The following is a 16,781-nucleotide window of genomic DNA, read 5'->3' as shown; positions in this document are numbered from 1 at the left end:
TTGTGACAGGCCGGGTTGGGCCCTTGTGCCGCCCGCGCAGTAATGTGACGGCTTCGGGTGCCAGGGGCGGTCCCCATCTCTCGCGGACGGCCTTCCCCGTGGTGGACGGGCGCCCCCGCGGGCCGCCTGGCGGGGCGGTCCCCATCAGAAACCGAAGAGGTGGACTCAGTGAACTTGCGCGACCTGGTGTACAGGCTCTACGCACGCCGGGTGGAAAGGCGCCTCGATCACACCCAGGTGCTGCCCAAGCACATCGGCGTCGTCCTCGACGGGAACCGCCGCTGGGCCAAGGCCTCCGGGGGTACGACCGAACAGGGGCACAAGGCCGGCGCCAGCAAGATCCAGGACCTGCTCGGCTGGTGCGACGAGACGGACGTCGAGGTGGTCACCCTGTGGCTGCTGTCCACGGACAACCTCGACCGCGCCGACAACGAGCTGATCCCCCTCCTCGGCATCATCGAGAACGCCGTGCGCGACCTCGCCGCCGACGGCCGCTGGCGCGTCCACCACGTCGGCACGATGGACCTGCTGCCCGCCCGTATGCAGACCGTCCTCAAGGAGGCCGAGCAGGCCACTCGGAACAACACCGGAATACTGGTCAACGTCGCCGTCGGCTACGGCGGCCGGCAGGAGATCGCCGACGCGGTCCGCTCTCTCCTCCTGGACCACGCGAGCAAGGGCACCTCGTTCGAGGAGCTCGCCGAGATCGTCGACACGGACCTGATCGCCTCGCACCTCTACACCCGCGGCCAGCCCGACCCCGACCTGGTCATCAGGACGAGCGGGGAGACGCGCCTCTCGGGCTTCATGCTCTGGCAGAGCGCCCATTCGGAGTACTACTTCTGCGAAGTGTTCTGGCCGGCCTTCCGCAAGGTCGACTTCCTGCGCGCCCTGCGTGACTACGCGGCGCGACACCGCCGCTACGGAGCCTGACCCCCCGCCCTGCAAGGCATCCGATACCCCTCCCCGGAATCCTCCCCGGCAGCCGCGCCCGGCGGCGTTCACCGCCCCTCGCGGCCTCTCGTCACCCGAGGTTCACGCACCGTCCGTCATATGCCGTGGCATGGCTCCGCGTGTTCGAGGGAATACCTCTCCACAGGTCGACGTCCGAGCAGAACCGTCAGCGATGACGGCGGGCGTCGAATCTCAGCGGTCGGCCCCAGCCGTCCGCCCGGGAGGCCCTTTGCACCAGGACGATCGTGCGGTGACGCGTACGGGCGCCGTGGAGGGCCGGTCCTCGGCCCGCGCACTTGGGCCCGAGTCCGGTCCGCCGTCCGCCGCCAGGCGGGCGACCACAGCCCGTGACGCCGTCGTATTCCGACCTCGTCCGAGGGGGTACGTCCTTCCGTGGTGACCAGCACAAAGCGCCGCATGCCCGACAGGCGCACCTATGTTCTCGACACCAGCGTCCTGCTGGCCGATCCCAACGCCATGTCCCGCTTCGACGAGCACGAGGTCGTGCTGCCGATCGTGGTGATCACGGAGTTGGAGGCCAAGAGGCACCATCCGGAGCTCGGATACTTCGCCCGGCAGGCCCTGCGCCTGCTCGACGACTTCCGTATCCGCTACGGCCGCCTCGACGCCCCCATCCCGCTGGGCGACCTGGGCGGCACGCTGCGCGTCGAGCTCAACCACTCCGATCCCGGCGTCCTTCCGGCCGGCTTCCGATTGGGGGACAACGACTCGCGGATCCTCGCGGTGGCACGCAATCTCCAGGCGGAGGGGTACGACGTCACGGTCGTCTCCAAGGACCTGCCGCTGCGCATCAAGGCGTCGTCGGTCGGCCTGCTCGCCGAGGAGTACCGCGCCGAGCTCGCCATCACCGACTCCGGCTGGACCGGTATGAGCGAGATGGCGCTCTCCGCCGAGCAGGTCGATCTCCTCTTCTCCGAGGAGACGCTGTACGTGCCGGAGCTGGCCGACCTGCCCGTGCACACCGGACTGGTCCTCCAGTCCGAGCGCGGCAAGGCACTCGGCCGGATCACCCCCGAGGGCAATGTGCGGCTCGTCCGCGGCGACCGGGAGGCCTTCGGGATCCACGGCCGCAGCGCCGAGCAGCGCATCGCGCTGGATCTGCTGCTCAACCCGGACATCGGCATCATCTCGATGGGCGGCCGGGCGGGCACCGGCAAGTCGGCGCTGGCCCTCTGCGCGGGCCTGGAGGCGGTCCTGGAGCGCCGTCAGCACAAGAAGGTGATGGTCTTCCGTCCGCTGTACGCGGTCGGCGGGCAGGAACTCGGCTATCTGCCGGGCACCGAGGCCGAGAAGATGAGCCCCTGGGCGCAGGCGGTGTTCGACACCCTGTCGGCCGTCGCCGGCCGTGAGGTGATCGAGGAGGTGCTCGGGCGCGGGATGCTCGAAGTGCTGCCCCTGACGCACATCCGGGGACGGTCGCTGCACGACGCGTTCGTCATCGTCGACGAGGCCCAGTCGCTGGAGCGGAACGTACTGCTGACCGTTCTCTCCCGTATCGGGGCCAACTCGCGTGTGGTGCTGACCCATGACGTGGCGCAGCGCGACAACTTGCGTGTGGGCAGGTACGACGGCGTGGTCGCCGTCGTGGAGAAGCTCAAGGGCCATCCGCTCTTCGCGCACGTCACCCTCAGCCGCTCCGAGCGCTCGCCGATCGCGGCGCTCGTGACCGAAATGCTGGAGGAAGGCTAGATCTCCGCCTGAATGCGGTAGTTGGCGCCGCCCGGCCAAGGACGTAAGAGCCTAGCCGGGCGGCGCTGTGCCATGCCGCCATTTCCGTGAAACTGGTGTGCCAAACGGGGTGTGAGCTATCCCACGCAACGAAGAATTGCCTTGCGGCGTCGGCGTCCGGCAGAGTCTTGCTTCCGTCAGGCCCCGCATACGACACACGTGCATCCTCAGGGATGCGGAACCACACAACTCAACACTTGACGTCGTATGCCGCCCGCGCTTCATCCGGTGCTTCCGCCATGGGAGTTGCCGACGGGCCCGTGTCTCCCGTGACGTGCGGTACGGAGACCAGTGCCAGGGGCACGATTGCATCCGTGAGGTCACGAACACGGACGCTGCTGGAAGGAAACCGTGTGAGCCGGATCTCGGTCCGGGGATTCGCCGTGGCATCAGCTACAGCGGTCACCACCGTCGGCGCAGTCGTGGGAGTCGCTTCGGGCGCTCCCCAGACCTCGGACGACAATTTCGAGGCGACCGCAGCTGACACGACGCTCCTCGCAGACATCCCCGCGGGCCAGCACGCCCAGGTCCAGACCGCGTCGTTGACGCAGCAGGCCGACGTGCAGGCCACTGCCGCCGACGTGGCAGCGAAGAAGTCCGCCGAGGAATCGGCTCGTATCCAGGCGGCCAAGGACGCCAAGGCGAAGAAGGAAGCCGCCGAGGAGAAGGCGGAGCAGGCGCGCGAGGCCAAGCTGGCCGAGGAGCGCGCCAGCCGCGACGAGACGCGTGACTCCTCCGACTTCTCGGTGCAGAGCTCGTACTCCGTCGCCGAAGTCCAGGCCATGGCCCGCCAGATGATCCCCGGCGACCAGTTCCAGTGCTTCAGCAACATCGTGGACCACGAGTCCACCTGGAACTACAAGGCGCAGAACCCGTCTTCGGGTGCCTACGGACTCGTCCAGGCGCTGCCCGGCTCGAAGATGGCCTCCGCCGGCGCCGACTGGCAGACCAACCCGGCCACGCAGATCAAGTGGGGCCTGAACTACATGAACGACCGCTACGGCAGCCCGTGCGGCGCCTGGTCGTTCTGGCAGGCCAACAACTGGTACTAGGCCCGCCGGACCACCCGCTTCCCGCCGGCTCACCAGGCCGCCGGAGCTCAACCCTGTGAAGCCCCTCCCCGTCCTACGGGGAGGGGCTTCGCGCGTGTACGTTCAGGCGGGGCGACTCGGGGAACAAGCAGGCAGTACGACTCGGGGAAGAAGGATGAGCATGTCGAAACTGCCGGGCTGGCTCGGCCGGGTCGGAGCCGAACTCACCGAACTGGGTGAGCGGTTGGGGGAACGGCGGGCCGAGGCCGCGGGCGGCGACGGACCCGCCGGGGGTTCCGCGCGCGACAGCGTCCCGGCACCGCCGGACTACGCGCCCAGCGTGTCCGCCAAGCCGGAGCCCGTCGCGGCGATCCCCTGGGGTATGCGGGTCGCCGCGGAGGCCGCCTGGCGGCTGGTCGTACTGGCCGTCCTGCTCTGGGTGTTGATGAAGATCATCAGCACCGTGCAGCTGGTGGTGATGGCCTTCGTCGGAGCCCTCCTGGTCACCGCGCTCCTCCAGCCCACGGTCGCCCGGCTCAAGAAGTGGGGCCTGCCGCGCGGTCTGGCCACGGCGGTCACCGCCATCGGCGGCTTCATCGTCATGGGCCTCATCGGCTGGTTCGTGGTGTGGCAGGTCGTGGAGAACATCGACGTGCTCTCCGACCGCGTCACCGACGGCATCGAAGAACTCAAACGCTGGCTGCTCAACAGCCCGTTCCATGTGACCGAACAGCAGATCAACGATCTCGCGAAGAGCCTGAGCGACGCGATCGGCACCAACACCGAGGAGATCACCTCCGCCGGTATCCAGGGTGTGACCGTCGTGGTCGAGCTGCTGACCGGGATCCTGCTCGCCGTGTTCTCCACGCTCTTCCTCCTCTACGACGGCCGGCGGATCTGGGAGTGGTCGCTCAAGCTGTTCCCCGCGGCGGCGCGCCCCGGTCTCGCCGGGGCCGGGCCGCGCGCCTGGCGCACGCTCACCGCCTATGTGCGGGGCACGCTGATAGTGGCGCTCATCGACGCCGTCTTCATCGGCCTCGGGCTCTACTTCCTCGATGTCCCGCTGGCGGTGCCGCTGGCCGTCTTCATCTTCCTCGGCGCGTTCATCCCGCTCGTCGGCGCGGTGATCTCGGGCGCGCTCGCCGTGGTCGTCGCGCTCGTCACCCAGGACGTGTTCACGGCCCTGATGGTGCTGATCGTCGTCCTGGCCGTCCAGCAGATCGAGGGCCACGTCCTCCAGCCGTTCATCCTCGGCCGCGCGGTCCGCGTGCACCCGCTGGCCGTCGTCCTCGCGGTCGCGACGGGCGGCCTGGTCGCCGGTATCGCCGGAGCCGTCGTCGCCGTGCCGCTGGTCGCCGTCACGAACACCGTCGTCGGCTACCTCCGCGCGCACAGCCAGGAGCGGGCCATGCGGGGTGGCTCAGGGCCGCACGGCGCGACGGCGCACGACATCGCCCCGACACCCGCGCCGGGCGCCACGGCCGCCACGGCCGCGCCCCCGGCGGGCCCCGAGGGCCCGGCCGCCGCTCCCGCCGCGCCGGTCTCCGACACGCCGCCCGCCGAGCCCCGGAACGGCCAGGAATGATCTCCGAGCCGGAGCTGGAGGGCGAACTCCCCGCGCCGGTGCCCGCGCCGGTGCCGGTGCCCGCCCCGCGGCGCCCGGGGCACCCGGCCGAGACCCTGGGCGCCGGAGGACCGCCCCTGATGGCGGGGCCGCCGCTGCGGCGGCGCCCCTGGGTGTGGGGGCTGACCGGTGTGCTGGTGACCTCGGCCCTCTGGGCGGGCGCCCTGTGGGCGTACGAGAGGGCGGAGCCGGATCTCCAGGGCTACGGGGTCAGCCGCAATCTCTGCCTCGACGCCGATCTCGTGGCGCTCTCCGCCGTTCTGGGCAAGAAGCGGGACCCGTTCGCCGCCGTGGGCGAGGACAAGGCGCTCGACCAGGCCGTCTGCACGGTCAATCTGGTACCGGAGAGGCCGCCGAGGCCCGAGGGGCGTCAGGGGCCGACCGTGCGCGCGTACGCGGAGATCACGTACACGCTGCACAAGAAGACCGATCCGGGGCCGCAGTTCGACGCGTCCCTGATCGAACCGGCCGACCAGGGGGCCGGGGAACAGATCCTCAAGCTCGTCCCCGAAGTGGGGGAGCGGGCCTATCTGGTGAGCCGGCCCGGCGACGAGAGCCCGTCACTGGAGGTCCTCGACGGGCAGGCGGTGCTCTCGCTCTCCGTCGGCCAGGTCACCGAGTACAACGACGTCGATCCGCTGAATCCGGGCTTCGAGAGCGACGACCAGGACATCGTGCACCTCGGCGGTCTCGAACCGGCCATGGTCGAGGACATGCTGGCGCTGATGGACGAGCTCAGGAAGAAGTGACCGGGGCGCCCGCGCGTCCGGGTGTCAGGCGCCCTCGCCCGCGCCGTCCATGACGGCTTCCGCGTCGAGCGTGGTCGCCAGGGCCTGGATCACGGCCGCGATCTTGACGGCCTCCTGGATCGTCTCGCGGTCCACCTCAAGCCTCCGCAGCGCGCGCTCGTGCGCGTCGAGGCAGAGTCCGCAGGCGTTGATCGCGGAGACCGCGAACGACCAGAACTCGACGTCGGCCTTCGGGACGCCCGGATGAGCGGTCGCGGTCATCCGCAGCCCCGCGCGCAGCTCCCCGTACGCGGGGTCGGAGAGCAGGTGCCGGGTCCGGTGGAACACGTTGTTCACCGCCATGAGGGCGGCGGCCGATTTGGCCGTGGTGAAGGCGTCGGGGGAGAGCCGGGACTCGGCCTCGGGCGCCAGCTCGCGCAGCACCCGGGCCGAGCGCGCGGCGATCGCGCACGCCAGCACCGTCCCCCACAGGCGCTGCTGCCCGAGCCCGCCGTGCTCGACGACCGCGTCGAGATTGCGCCGCAGATCCCTGGCGTAGTCGGGTACGGCGGCCTTCAGCGCGTCGAGTGACATCGGGCTTCTCCTGCCTGGGACGGGGCCTACGGTGCGTGGTCGTCGGGCGACTGGTCGCCGGGGGCGCGGCCCTCGCCCGGAGCGGGCGCGTCGCCGGGCCGCTCCGGGGGCTTCGGTGCCTTCGGGGGCCTGCCCCGGCGCGGGATCGGCTTCGCGTTGCCGGGGAGCCGGCCCCCCTCCGCCAGCGCCCGGCGGAGCAGGAACTCGATCTGCGCGTTGGCGCTGCGCAGTTCGTCCGACGCCCATCGTGCCAGGGCGTCGTACACCGCCGGGTCCAGGCGCAGGAGGACCTGCTTCCGTTCGGTCACTGGTAAAGGGTGCCCGTGTTCACGACCGGCTGCGCGGCCCGGTCACCGCAGAGTACGACGAGCAGGTTGCTCACCATCGCCGCCTTCCGCTCGGAGTCCAGCTCGACGATGTCCTGCTCGGTCAGCCGGGTGAGCGCCGCCTCGACCATGCCGACGGCGCCGTCCACGATCAGCCGCCGCGCGGCGACGACCGCGCCCGCCTGCTGGCGCTGGAGCATCGCCGAGGCGATCTCGGGAGCGTACGCGAGGTGGGTGAAGCGGGACTCGATGATGTGCACACCGGCCGCCTCGACGCGGGCGTGCAGTTCTACGGCGAGCTTCTCGGTGATCTCCTCGGCGTTGCCGCGCAGCGAGAGACCGTCCTCCTCGTGGGCGTCGTACGGGTACTCGATCGCGATGTGCCGGACGGCGGCCTCGGTCTGGGTGGAGACGAACTCCAGGAAGTCGTCCACCTCGAAGAGCGCCTGCGCGGTGTCCTCGACCCGCCAGACGACGACAGCCGCCAGTTCGATCGGGTTGCCGTAGGCGTCGTTGACCTTGAGGACGGCGGTCTCGTGGTTCCGTACGCGGGTCGAGATCTTGGCGCGTGAGGTGAGCGGGTTCACCCAGCGCAGGCCGTCGACGCGGATCGTGCCGCGGTAGCGCCCGAAGAGCTGGACGACGCGGGCCTCGCCCGGCGCCACCATGTTCAGCCCGCACATCGCGAAGAACGCGGCGATGGCGAGCAGGACGCCGAGCACGATGAGCGCCACCTTCGCGCCGGTCGACGAGACGGCCGCGCCGATCACGACGAGGGCGACTCCGCCGATGAGGCCGATCAGTCCGAGCAGCAGCGCGAGGCCGCCGCCGATGCTGCTCGCCTGGTGTTCCCGGACGCGTGGCTCGGGCATCTCGGGCAGGTCGTCCACCACGGGAGTGCTGGTCGTGGGCATGTCTGGTCCCCGTTTCCGTTACTTTCGCGTCGCTCGACGCAGCTAGCATTGTGATTACACATTAACGCGCTTCGCAACCCTGCGCCCCCGTCGTGAGTCGGTTCCTCTGAGACGGGTGCTGATTGTCACGTCGGAAAAGACCGGATCGGCGCTCTTTGTCACAGGGGACGGTGTTAGCTTTCTGAGCTGATTCCGGCAACTGGGACAAGCTGACAATCGGACGAGGCCCGGCAGGACGAGACCCGAGACCCGAGACCCGAGAGCGGAGCGACTGAGCGAGATGGGCCGAGCGGAAGCGCGACAGGCCCGGCAGCGTGAGACGCGCCGGGCGCGGAAGGCCGGTGGCATACGTGGCTTCTTCACGCTGAAGAGACTGCTCGGCACGTTCCTCGGGCTGTGTCTGCTCGCCATGGGCGCGTTCGTCGTGATCTATTTCCTGGTCCCGGTGCCGAAGGCCAACGCCCAGGCCGAGATGCAGAGCAACGTCTACAAGTACAGCGACGGCACGGTCCTGGCGCGGACCGGCGAGATCAACCGCGAGATAGTCGGCTTGGAGAAGGTCCCCAAGGACGTCCAGCGGGCCTTCGTCGCCGCCGAGAACAAGTCCTTCTACAAGGACTCCGGCGTCGACATCAAGGGCACGACCCGCGGCCTGGTGAACACCCTCTCGGGCAAGGGCAAACAGGGCGGGTCGACCATCACCCAGCAGTACGTGAAGAACTACTACCTGGACCAGGACCAGACGGTCACCCGCAAACTCAAGGAGCTGGTGATCTCGCTCAAGGTCGACCAGCAGATGAGCAAGAGCGACATCCTCGCCGGGTACATGAACACCAGCTACTACGGGCGGGGCGCGTACGGCATCCAGGCCGCGGCGCAGGCGTACTACGGCGTGGACGCGGCCGAGCTGAACGTCGCGCAGGGCGCGTACCTCGCCGCGCTGCTCCAGGCCCCCAACCAGTACGACTGGACCCCGGCCTCGGAGACCGGCAGGAAGCTCGTCACCGAGCGCTGGAACTACGTGCTCGACAACATGGTCGAGGAGGACTGGCTCGCCGGTACGGAGCGGGCCGGGCTGAAGTTCCCCGTACCGCAGAAGCCCAAGCCCGCCCCCGGCACCGAGGGGCAGGCCGGCTATCTCATCGAGGCCGCCAACAGCGAGCTGGAGCGGCAGGGCCTCACCAAGCAGGACATCGCCGCCGGCGGCTGGACGATCACGCTGAGCGTCGACAAGAAGCGCCAGAAGGAGCTGGTCGGCGCGGTCGACAAGCAGCTGGAGTCCAAGCTCGACCGCGAGAAGAACAAGATCGACGCGACCGTTCAGGCGGGCGCCACCTCGGTGGACCCGAAGACGGGCGCGGTCGTCGCGCTCTACGGCGGGGTCGGTGCCACCGAGCACTGGATCAACAACGCCACCCGCACCGACTACCAGCCCGCGTCGACCTTCAAGCCGGTGGTGCTCGCCTCGGCGCTGGAGAACAAGTCCAAGACGCAGGGCGGCGACCCGATCGGGCTCAGGACCGTCTACGACGGCACCAGCAAGCGGCCGGTCGTCGGCAGCGACACCCCCTTCGCGCCGCAGAACGAGGACGACGTCGACTACGGCGACATCACCGTGCAGGAAGCGGCCAACGACTCCGTCAACTCCGTCTTCGCGCAGATGGTCGTGGACGTCGGCCCCGACAAGGTGAAGAAGACCGCGCTCGGCCTGGGCATGCGCGACAAGAACTTCCCCGAGCGGCCCGCGATCACGCTCGGCACGATGCAGGCGTCCACCTGGGACATGGCGGGCGTGTACGCGACGCTCGACAACCACGGCGAGAAGGTCACGCCGTCGATCCTCAAGTCCGCCGAGCACAAGGACCGCGAGGTCGAGCTGCCCGACCGGATCGGCAGCCAGGCGATCAGCCGCGAGTCGGCGGACACCGTCACCTCGGCGCTCACCGGCGTCGTCAAGAACGGCACGGCGCACGAGGCGAACACCGACGCCTACGAGGCGGCCGGCAAGACCGGTACGTCGGAGAACAACAAGTCGGCGTGGTTCGCCGGCTACACGCCCGAACTGACCACGGTGGTGGCCCTGTTCGGCGAGTCCACGAAGGAGGGCGGCGGCCAGGTCACCCTCACCGGCACGGCCAACTCCGGACGCGCCAACGGTGGCGGCTTCCCCGCCAGGATCTGGGCCGACTACACCCGGGGCGCGCTCGGCGGCGGTTCCGACGCCTCGTTCGACCTCGAAGTCGCCGAGGACACCTATGTACCCCCGCCGCCCCCGCCGGACCCGACCCCGTCCGACGAGCCGACGAACGACGACCCGTCGAGCCCGCCGCCCGACCAGCCCGATCCGGGCGAGACGGGCAGCAGCCCGCCGGCGTCCGAGCCCCCGCCGACCAGCGAGCCGCCCGCACCGCCGCCCGAGCCCGGCGCCGACGGGGGAGCCGGCGGCGGGGACACCGGCGGCACCGACGGTGGCGCCGACAACGGCGGAACGGGCTCCGCGGGCGGTTCCGGAGGCGGCTCGAACGGCGGCGGTCAACGGCCACCGTTCACCCCGTAGGGCGGGCCGTCCGGCGCGGGCGGTCAGCCGCCGTTGACCTTGCCCGCGATCCGGTCGCCGACGTTCTTGTCGATGTTGCGCCAGTACTGGAGCGCCCGGTCCAGGACCGGGCGGGTCACGCCCTGGAGCAGATGGCCGGAGACGTTCGACACGAGCCGGTCGCGCTGCGCGTCGTCGAGCACGTTGCGGACCTGGGTGCCGGCCTGGCCCCAGTCGTCGTCCTCGCGCCGCTTCGTGTACGCCTCACGGACCATCTCGCCCGCAGCCGCCCAGCCGGCCGGGTCGCCGTAGTTCCGCGTGTCGGCGGCCGGTCCGCCGTACGAGTTCGGGGCGTAGGGCATCGCCGCGTTCGACGCGACGTACCGCATCGGGCCGTCCTTGGCGTACGAGTTCACCGGCGAGTGCGGCCGGTTCGGCGGCAGCTGCGCGTAGTTCGGACCGATGCGGTAGCGGTGCGTGTCCGGGTACGAGAACAGCCGGCCCAGCAGCATCTTGTCCGGCGACGGGCCGATGCCCGGGACCATGTTCGACGGCTCGAAGGCGGCCTGCTCGACATGGACGAAGAAATTGTCCGGGTTCCGGTTGAGCGTCATCCGGCCGACATCGATCAGCGGGTAGTCGCCGTGCGGCCACACCTTCGTCAGGTCGAACGGGTTGAAGCGGTAGTCGGCCGCCTCCTCGAACGGCATGATCTGGACCTTCAGGCTCCAGGTCGGCGCGTTCCCCGACTCGATCGACTCGTACAGGTCCCGGCGGTGGTGGTCCGCGTCCGAGCCCGCCAGTTCGTCGGCGTCCGCCTGGCTGAGGTAGTCGATGCCCTGGTCGGTCTTGAAGTGGTACTTGACCCAGAAGCGCTCACCCGCGCCGTTCACCCACATGTAGGTGTGCGAGCCGTAGCCGTTCATGTGGCGGAAGGACTTCGGGATGCCCCGGTCGCCCATCAGCCACGTCACCTGGTGCGCGGACTCCGGGGACAGGGTCCAGAAGTCCCACTGCATGTCGTTGCTGCGCAGCCCGGTGGCCGGGTGGCGCTTCTGCGAGCGGATGAAGTCCTGGAACTTGATCGTGTCGCGTACGAAGAAGACCGGTGTGTTGTTGCCCACCAGGTCGTAATTGCCCTGCTCCGTATAGAACTTCAGGGCGAAGCCGCGGGGGTCGCGCCAGGTGTCGGGGGAGCCGAACTCACCGGCGACCGTCGAGAAGCGGGCCAGCATCTCGGTGCGCCTGCCCGGCTGGAAGAGGTCCGCCTTGGTGAACTGGCTGACGTCGTCGGTCACTTCGAACACGCCGTACGCACCCGAGCCCTTGGCGTGGACCACCCTCTCGGGGACCCGTTCCCGGTTGAACTGGGCCATCTTCTCGATGAGGTAGTGGTCCTGGAGCAGGATCGGACCGTCCGGTCCCACGGTGAGCGAGTTCTCGTCGCTCTCCACCGGGATACCGGCGTTGTTGGTGGTGTACGGCGCCTTGGGGGTCGACCCGGTCACGAGTGTTCTCCCGTCATAGGGGCTCCCGCGGCGGGATTTCCGCGCCACGGGACGACAGCGGTCGTACCGGCCGCCTGCCCCAGTGAAACCCGCCGACACATCGTCGGCAACATTTGACAGGAGTCCCCGCGGGGGCCGGAACCACACCGGAACCGGCCCCGCACCGCCCTACGGGCGCGTCGAGATCTCGAACCAGACGACCTTGCCGGTGGACAGCCGCGTCGCGCCCCACCGCCTCGCCAGCCGGTTGACCAGGAACAGGCCCCGGCCGCCCTCGTCGGTTTCCCGCGCCCGGCGCTGCCGGGGCAGCTGCGGCGAATCGTCGCCCACCTCGCAGCGCAGCACGTCCGTACGGAGCAGCCGCAGGGTGACGGGCCGCTCCGCGTACCGGACCGCGTTGGTCACCACTTCGCTGATCAGCAGCTCGACCGAATCGCTCAGCTCCTCCAGACCCCACCGCGAGAGCGCGCGCCGCGCGAGCCGCCTGGCCCGCCCCGGCGCCGCGTCCTCCGGCTCCAGGAACCAGTACGCGACATCGCTCGGCGCGATCCCGTCGAACCGGGCGGCCAGCAGCGCGATGTCGTCGTCGCGGTCGCCGGGGCCGAGCACGTCCAGCACATCGTCGCAGAGCGCCTCCAGGGGAGGCGAGTGGTCGGGGCCGGTGAGCTGCGCCGTCGCGGCGAGCCGCTCCCGCAGCTGCTCGATCCCCGTCCACACGTCCCGCAGCCGGGACTCCACCAGACCGTCCGTGTAGAGGAGCAGCGTGGCGCCGGCCGGCGCGTCCAGCTCGACGGCCTCGAAGTCCACCCCGCCCACACCGATCGGGGCGCCGGGCGGCACCCGCAGAACCTCGGCCCGGCCGCCCAGGTGGAGCAGTATGGGCGGCGGATGGCCCGCGTTGGCGATGGTGATGCGGTGCGAGACCGGGTCGTACACCGCGTACAGGCAGGTCGCCATCCGGTCGGTGCCCAGCCGCTGCGCCTGCTCGTCGAGGTGGTGCAGGACCTCCTGCGGCGGCAGGTCGAGACCGGCGAGGGTCTGCGCGGTCGTCCGCAGCTGGCCCATGATCGCCGCGGACGTCATGGAGTGGCCCATGACATCGCCGACGACGAGGGCGACGCGGCTGCCGGGCAGCGGGATCGCGTCGTACCAGTCGCCGCCGACGCGCGCCGTCTCGGCGGCCGGCAGATAGCGGGAGGCGAGCCGCACGCCCGTCGGCTGCGGCAGGCCCTCCGGGAGCATCGTGCGCTGGAGCTCGTCCGCGATGTACGCCTCGCGGCCGTACAGCACCGCCTTGTCGATGCCCAGCGCGGTGTGCGTGGCGAGCTGCGCGGCCACCAGCAGGTCGTTGGGCTCGAAGGCCGGACGGTCGGGCCTGCGCAGGAAGACGGCGGCGCCGATGACGCGCCGCCTGCCGCGCAGCGGCGCCAGGATCGCGCGCCGGCCGCCCGGCACGGCCATCTCGTCGCCGAGCAGCTCCGGCAGCGCCGCGCGGGCGGCGGCGGAGTCGCCGAAGACCGGCCGGACACCGCGCAGGACTTCGGAGAGCGCGCCGCCGGACGCCACCTCGCAGAGCTGCGCGGCGGGCATCACATCGGTCTGCGGGTCCAGGACCGGCACCCGGCCCGCCTCGGACTCCGGAAGCAGGATGCCCACGGCGGCGGTGGCGCCGGTGCTCTCGCTGTCCTCGTCGGTGAGCCGCAGCCGGTCCGTACGCCGCAGCCTCAGTACGAAGGGCGAGATCGGGCGCTCGTCGCCGACGGGCAGCGGGTCGCGGAGATAGACGAGTATCGCGTCGGAGAACGTCGGGACCGTCGCCCGGCACAGACCGAGCACGATCTCGTCCAGGTCGATCCCCCGTGCGATACGGCGGGTGGCGGCCCCCACGAAGCGCAGCCGGTCGCCCTCGCGGCGCGCGGCGCCCACGGGGTCCAGCGGGGGCGCCGCCGGGGGCACGGTGGCCTGCGCGGACGCGGGCGCGGGCGCCGGTGTGGGCACCGACGGCTGCGGCACGGCGGCTGCGGACGCCTCCTGCCGTGGCCGGGTGCGTTCCTGGGACCGCGCAGCCAAGGGCTGACGGCCTTCATGGGAGGTGGGATGCTCCGTCACGCGTGGGATTCCGTCCGTCCGGGCCGGTGGTGCGAGACAACCGATTCGACTGGCGATGCCACCCTCGTCCAGGGTGCCCCGGGTCTGTCCCCACCGGGGCCGTCGCAGCCGGTCACCGGGACCTTGCGCCGGAAGGTCCCCGCGCGGGCGCCGAGGGCGCGAACGCCGGGGCGGCAGGCGTCCTGCACGGCTCCCCCCCCTCGTCGATGTCCAGCGGCTGATCTGCGCTGTCCTGCGGCTGTCTGCGGCTCGTCGGTCGTGCGAGTCGTTGCGGCGTGCGTCGTACGTCGTGGGGCTCGGTGGTACAGCGACATGACTTTAAGTCAGCTCCGCTGCCCCGCCTGCGCGTTGGTCGGACGCAGCCTCGCGGAGGACGATCCTACGTTTGAACCCCTGGGGCGCATCAAGGGTCTCACGACCTCGGCGAACCCGCCCCGGTGATCACCAGTTAGGTGCGGCTACCTGCCGTTCTCCCTCATCTGGTACGGACCTTCGCCGGTTCGGGGGCGCGGTCCCAGCCCTCCGGCAGCTCGGGCACCGGCCACCCCGGATCGGGCCGCCAGCTCTCCCAGCCGTCGGAGAACGGCGCCCCCCACGCCTTGATCATCTCGACCGCCGCGCTGCCGGCCTCCCGTACCCGCGACGCCTTCGCCGCGTCCAGCAGTCCGGCGCGCTGGGCCTCGGCGAACTCGTCCTCGTCCCGCCACAGCCAGCTGCGGTCCGGGTACACCGAGATGTCGAGGAAGTGGTCCTCGGAGTCGATGCCGTCCGCCCAACGCAGGCGCGGCTCCTCCAGATTCACGTACCAGCTGCGGAACTCCCAGCCCTGTTCCCAGAACAGCCAGATCGACCACGGCTCGCCGGGCCTGGCCAGCTTCAGCACACCCGTGCCCTCCCAGTGGGCGCGAGCCGTACCGCGCGGCGCCGTGTACCGGGTGGCGAGGGGTTCGTGGTGCACGGGGGTCCCGTCGGCGAGCACCGGCTTCACGCACTCGGTGCCCGGCGCCATCCACACGGCCAGCAGCTCGTCGGTGTCCTGGACGACGGTCACCGGGCGGCAGATGTGCACATGGCCGGAGCGGTTGTCCCGGTAGCGCCAGAGAATCCGCTCGCCCCGGTCCCAGTGTCGAATGCCGTCCGCTCCTGTCATGCGCAGATCTTAGGGCGGAGGTGGCGCGGGCGCTGTGAGGTGCGTCCGGACGGCTCGATCCCGTCGGTCCCGATCACCGGCGCCCGGCCCCGGTCACCCGGCCCCCGCCGGGGGCGCGGCGCCGGCCGGGACCACTCTCACGGGTGGGTCATCCGCAGGACGTCCAGTGCCTCGTCGAGCTGCTCCGGGGTGAGATCACCGCGCTCCACATAGCCGGAGTCCAGCACCACCTCGCGGATCGTGCGTCCCTCCGCGAGCGACCTCTTGGCGACCTTGGCCGCCTCCTCGTAACCGATGTACTTGTTCAGCGGGGTGACCACGGACGGGGACGACTCCGCGTACAGCCGGGCCCGCTCCACGTTCGCCGTGATGCCGTCGACCGTGCGGTCCGCGAGGAGCCGGGAGACGTTGGCGAGCAGCCGTACGGACTCCAGCAGGTTCCTGGCGATCACCGGCAGCATCACGTTCAGCTCGAAGTTGCCCGCGGCGCCCGCCGCGGCGACGGTCGCGTCGTTGCCGGTGACCTGGGCGGCCACCATCAGCACGGCCTCCGGGATCACCGGATTGACCTTGCCCGGCATGATCGAGGAGCCGGGCTGGAGATCGGGCAGATTGATCTCGGCGAGCCCGGTGCGCGGCCCCGACGCCATCCAGCGCAGATCGTTGGAGATCTTGGTGAGCGAGACGGCGACGGTACGCAGCTGGCCCGAGGTCTCCACGAGCCCGTCGCGTGAGCCCTGCGCCTCGAAGTGGTTCCTGGCCTCGGTCAGCGGCAGCCTGGTCGCGCGGGCCACCTCGGCGATGACGGCGGCCGGGAAGCCGGGCGGGGTGTTGATGCCGGTGCCCACCGCCGTACCGCCGAGCGGCAGTTCGGCCAGCCGCGGGAGAGCCGACTCCAGCCGCTCGATCCCGTACCGGACGGCCGCCGCGTAACCGCCGAACTCCTGCCCCAGCGTGACGGGCGTCGCGTCCATCAGATGCGTACGGCCCGACTTCACGACGCCGGCGAACTCCTCGGCCTTGCGCTCCAGCGCGGCGGCGAGATGCCCGAGCGCCGGGATCAGATCGGCGGTGACGGCGGCCGTGGCGGCGATGTGGATGCTGGAGGGGAACACGTCGTTCGAGCTCTGCGAGGCGTTGACGTGGTCGTTGGGGTGGACGTCGCGGCCCAGGCGCTCGGTGGCGAGGGTGGCGATGACCTCGTTGGCGTTCATGTTCGACGAGGTGCCCGAGCCGGTCTGGAAGACGTCCACCGGGAAGTGCTCGTCCCAGCGGCCCTCGGCGACCTCGTCCGCCGCGCCGCGCACCGCCTCGGCGATGTCCGCGTCCAGCACGCCGAGTTCGGCGTTGACGGTGGCGGCGGCGGCCTTGATCCGGGCCAGGGCCTCGATGTGGGCGCGCTCGATGGGCCGGCCCGAGACGGGGAAGTTCTCCACGGCGCGCTGCGTCTGGGCGCGCCATTTGGCATCCGCGGGGACCTGGATCGCGCCCATGGAGTCGTGCTCGGTGCGGTAGCTCGTCATCGTCGTCGTACCTCCTGGATAACTCCTCGACAAGT

The 16,781-nt window shown here is 70.7% G+C and carries 13 protein-coding genes; 6 read left to right on the top strand and 7 right to left on the bottom strand.

Annotation, left to right across the window (positions count from 1 at the left end; all coding sequences use genetic code 11):
• The first annotated feature begins 168 nt into the window (after positions 1 to 168).
• The 5 genes from ACZ61E_RS22950 to ACZ61E_RS22930 all read left to right on the top strand — a co-directional run bounded on the left by ACZ61E_RS22950 (position 169) and on the right by ACZ61E_RS22930 (position 6,107).
• Positions 169 to 933, top strand: coding sequence for an isoprenyl transferase (locus ACZ61E_RS22950; RefSeq protein ID WP_383833110.1), 765 nt, complete (start codon positions 169 to 171; stop codon positions 931 to 933).
• A gap of 414 nt (positions 934 to 1,347) precedes the next feature.
• Entirely contained in the window at positions 1,348 to 2,664 is a 1,317-nt protein-coding gene (locus ACZ61E_RS22945) for a PhoH family protein (RefSeq protein WP_469701709.1), read from the top strand.
• Between the two features lie 392 nt (positions 2,665 to 3,056).
• Positions 3,057 to 3,755: an aggregation-promoting factor C-terminal-like domain-containing protein gene (locus tag ACZ61E_RS22940; protein WP_469701708.1), complete on the top strand. Its 699-nt coding sequence runs from the start codon at positions 3,057 to 3,059 to the stop codon at positions 3,753 to 3,755.
• A 160-nt stretch (positions 3,756 to 3,915) separates the two neighbouring features.
• The gene (locus ACZ61E_RS22935) at positions 3,916 to 5,319 is read left to right on the top strand and encodes an AI-2E family transporter (RefSeq protein WP_469701707.1); all 1,404 of its coding nucleotides are present in this window, start codon (positions 3,916 to 3,918) and stop codon (positions 5,317 to 5,319) included.
• Entirely contained in the window at positions 5,316 to 6,107 is a 792-nt protein-coding gene (locus tag ACZ61E_RS22930) for a hypothetical protein (protein WP_469701706.1), read from the top strand. The genes ACZ61E_RS22935 and ACZ61E_RS22930 overlap by 4 nt, the downstream gene beginning before the upstream one ends.
• A gap of 24 nt (positions 6,108 to 6,131) precedes the next feature.
• Here the strand turns inward: ACZ61E_RS22930 and ahpD are convergent, their stop codons facing one another.
• The 3 genes from ahpD to ACZ61E_RS22915 are packed head-to-tail and all read right to left on the bottom strand — an operon-like array spanning position 6,132 to position 7,920.
• On the bottom strand, positions 6,132 to 6,680 hold the full coding sequence (gene ahpD, locus ACZ61E_RS22925; RefSeq protein ID WP_469701705.1) for an alkylhydroperoxidase, AhpD family: 549 nt from the start codon (positions 6,678 to 6,680) through the stop codon (positions 6,132 to 6,134).
• Between the two features lie 26 nt (positions 6,681 to 6,706).
• A complete protein-coding gene (locus ACZ61E_RS22920) occupies positions 6,707 to 6,988 on the bottom strand; it encodes a type II toxin-antitoxin system antitoxin (protein WP_469701704.1) in 282 nt (93 codons plus the stop codon).
• Entirely contained in the window at positions 6,985 to 7,920 is a 936-nt protein-coding gene (locus tag ACZ61E_RS22915) for an SPFH domain-containing protein (RefSeq protein WP_469701703.1), read from the bottom strand. Before ACZ61E_RS22915 ends, ACZ61E_RS22920 begins: the two co-directional genes overlap by 4 nt.
• Before the next feature lie 280 nt (positions 7,921 to 8,200).
• On the opposite strand from ACZ61E_RS22915, the gene ACZ61E_RS22910 reads away from it, so the two are divergent.
• A complete protein-coding gene (locus tag ACZ61E_RS22910) occupies positions 8,201 to 10,477 on the top strand; it encodes a transglycosylase domain-containing protein (protein WP_469701702.1) in 2,277 nt (758 codons plus the stop codon).
• 23 nt (positions 10,478 to 10,500) lie between these two features.
• Here the strand turns inward: ACZ61E_RS22910 and ACZ61E_RS22905 are convergent, their stop codons facing one another.
• The 4 genes from ACZ61E_RS22905 to ACZ61E_RS22890 all read right to left on the bottom strand — a co-directional run bounded on the left by ACZ61E_RS22905 (position 10,501) and on the right by ACZ61E_RS22890 (position 16,746).
• Complete coding sequence (locus ACZ61E_RS22905; protein ID WP_469701701.1) at positions 10,501 to 11,964, bottom strand: catalase; 1,464 nt, start codon at positions 11,962 to 11,964, stop codon at positions 10,501 to 10,503.
• Positions 11,965 to 12,132: 168 nt separating this feature from the next.
• Entirely contained in the window at positions 12,133 to 14,073 is a 1,941-nt protein-coding gene (locus tag ACZ61E_RS22900; protein WP_469701700.1) for a SpoIIE family protein phosphatase, read from the bottom strand.
• Between the two features lie 475 nt (positions 14,074 to 14,548).
• Positions 14,549 to 15,223: a cytidylyl-2-hydroxypropylphosphonate hydrolase gene (gene fomD, locus ACZ61E_RS22895; RefSeq protein WP_469701699.1), complete on the bottom strand. Its 675-nt coding sequence runs from the start codon at positions 15,221 to 15,223 to the stop codon at positions 14,549 to 14,551.
• A gap of 137 nt (positions 15,224 to 15,360) precedes the next feature.
• Complete coding sequence (locus ACZ61E_RS22890) at positions 15,361 to 16,746, bottom strand: class II fumarate hydratase (RefSeq protein WP_469701698.1); 1,386 nt, start codon at positions 16,744 to 16,746, stop codon at positions 15,361 to 15,363.
• Positions 16,747 to 16,781 lie beyond the last annotated feature (35 nt).

This window comes from Streptomyces sp. NPDC104581, assembly GCF_055583685.1.
The sequence above is the reverse complement of the archived record's forward strand: the minus strand, read 5'-3'. Positions and strand labels throughout refer to the sequence as shown.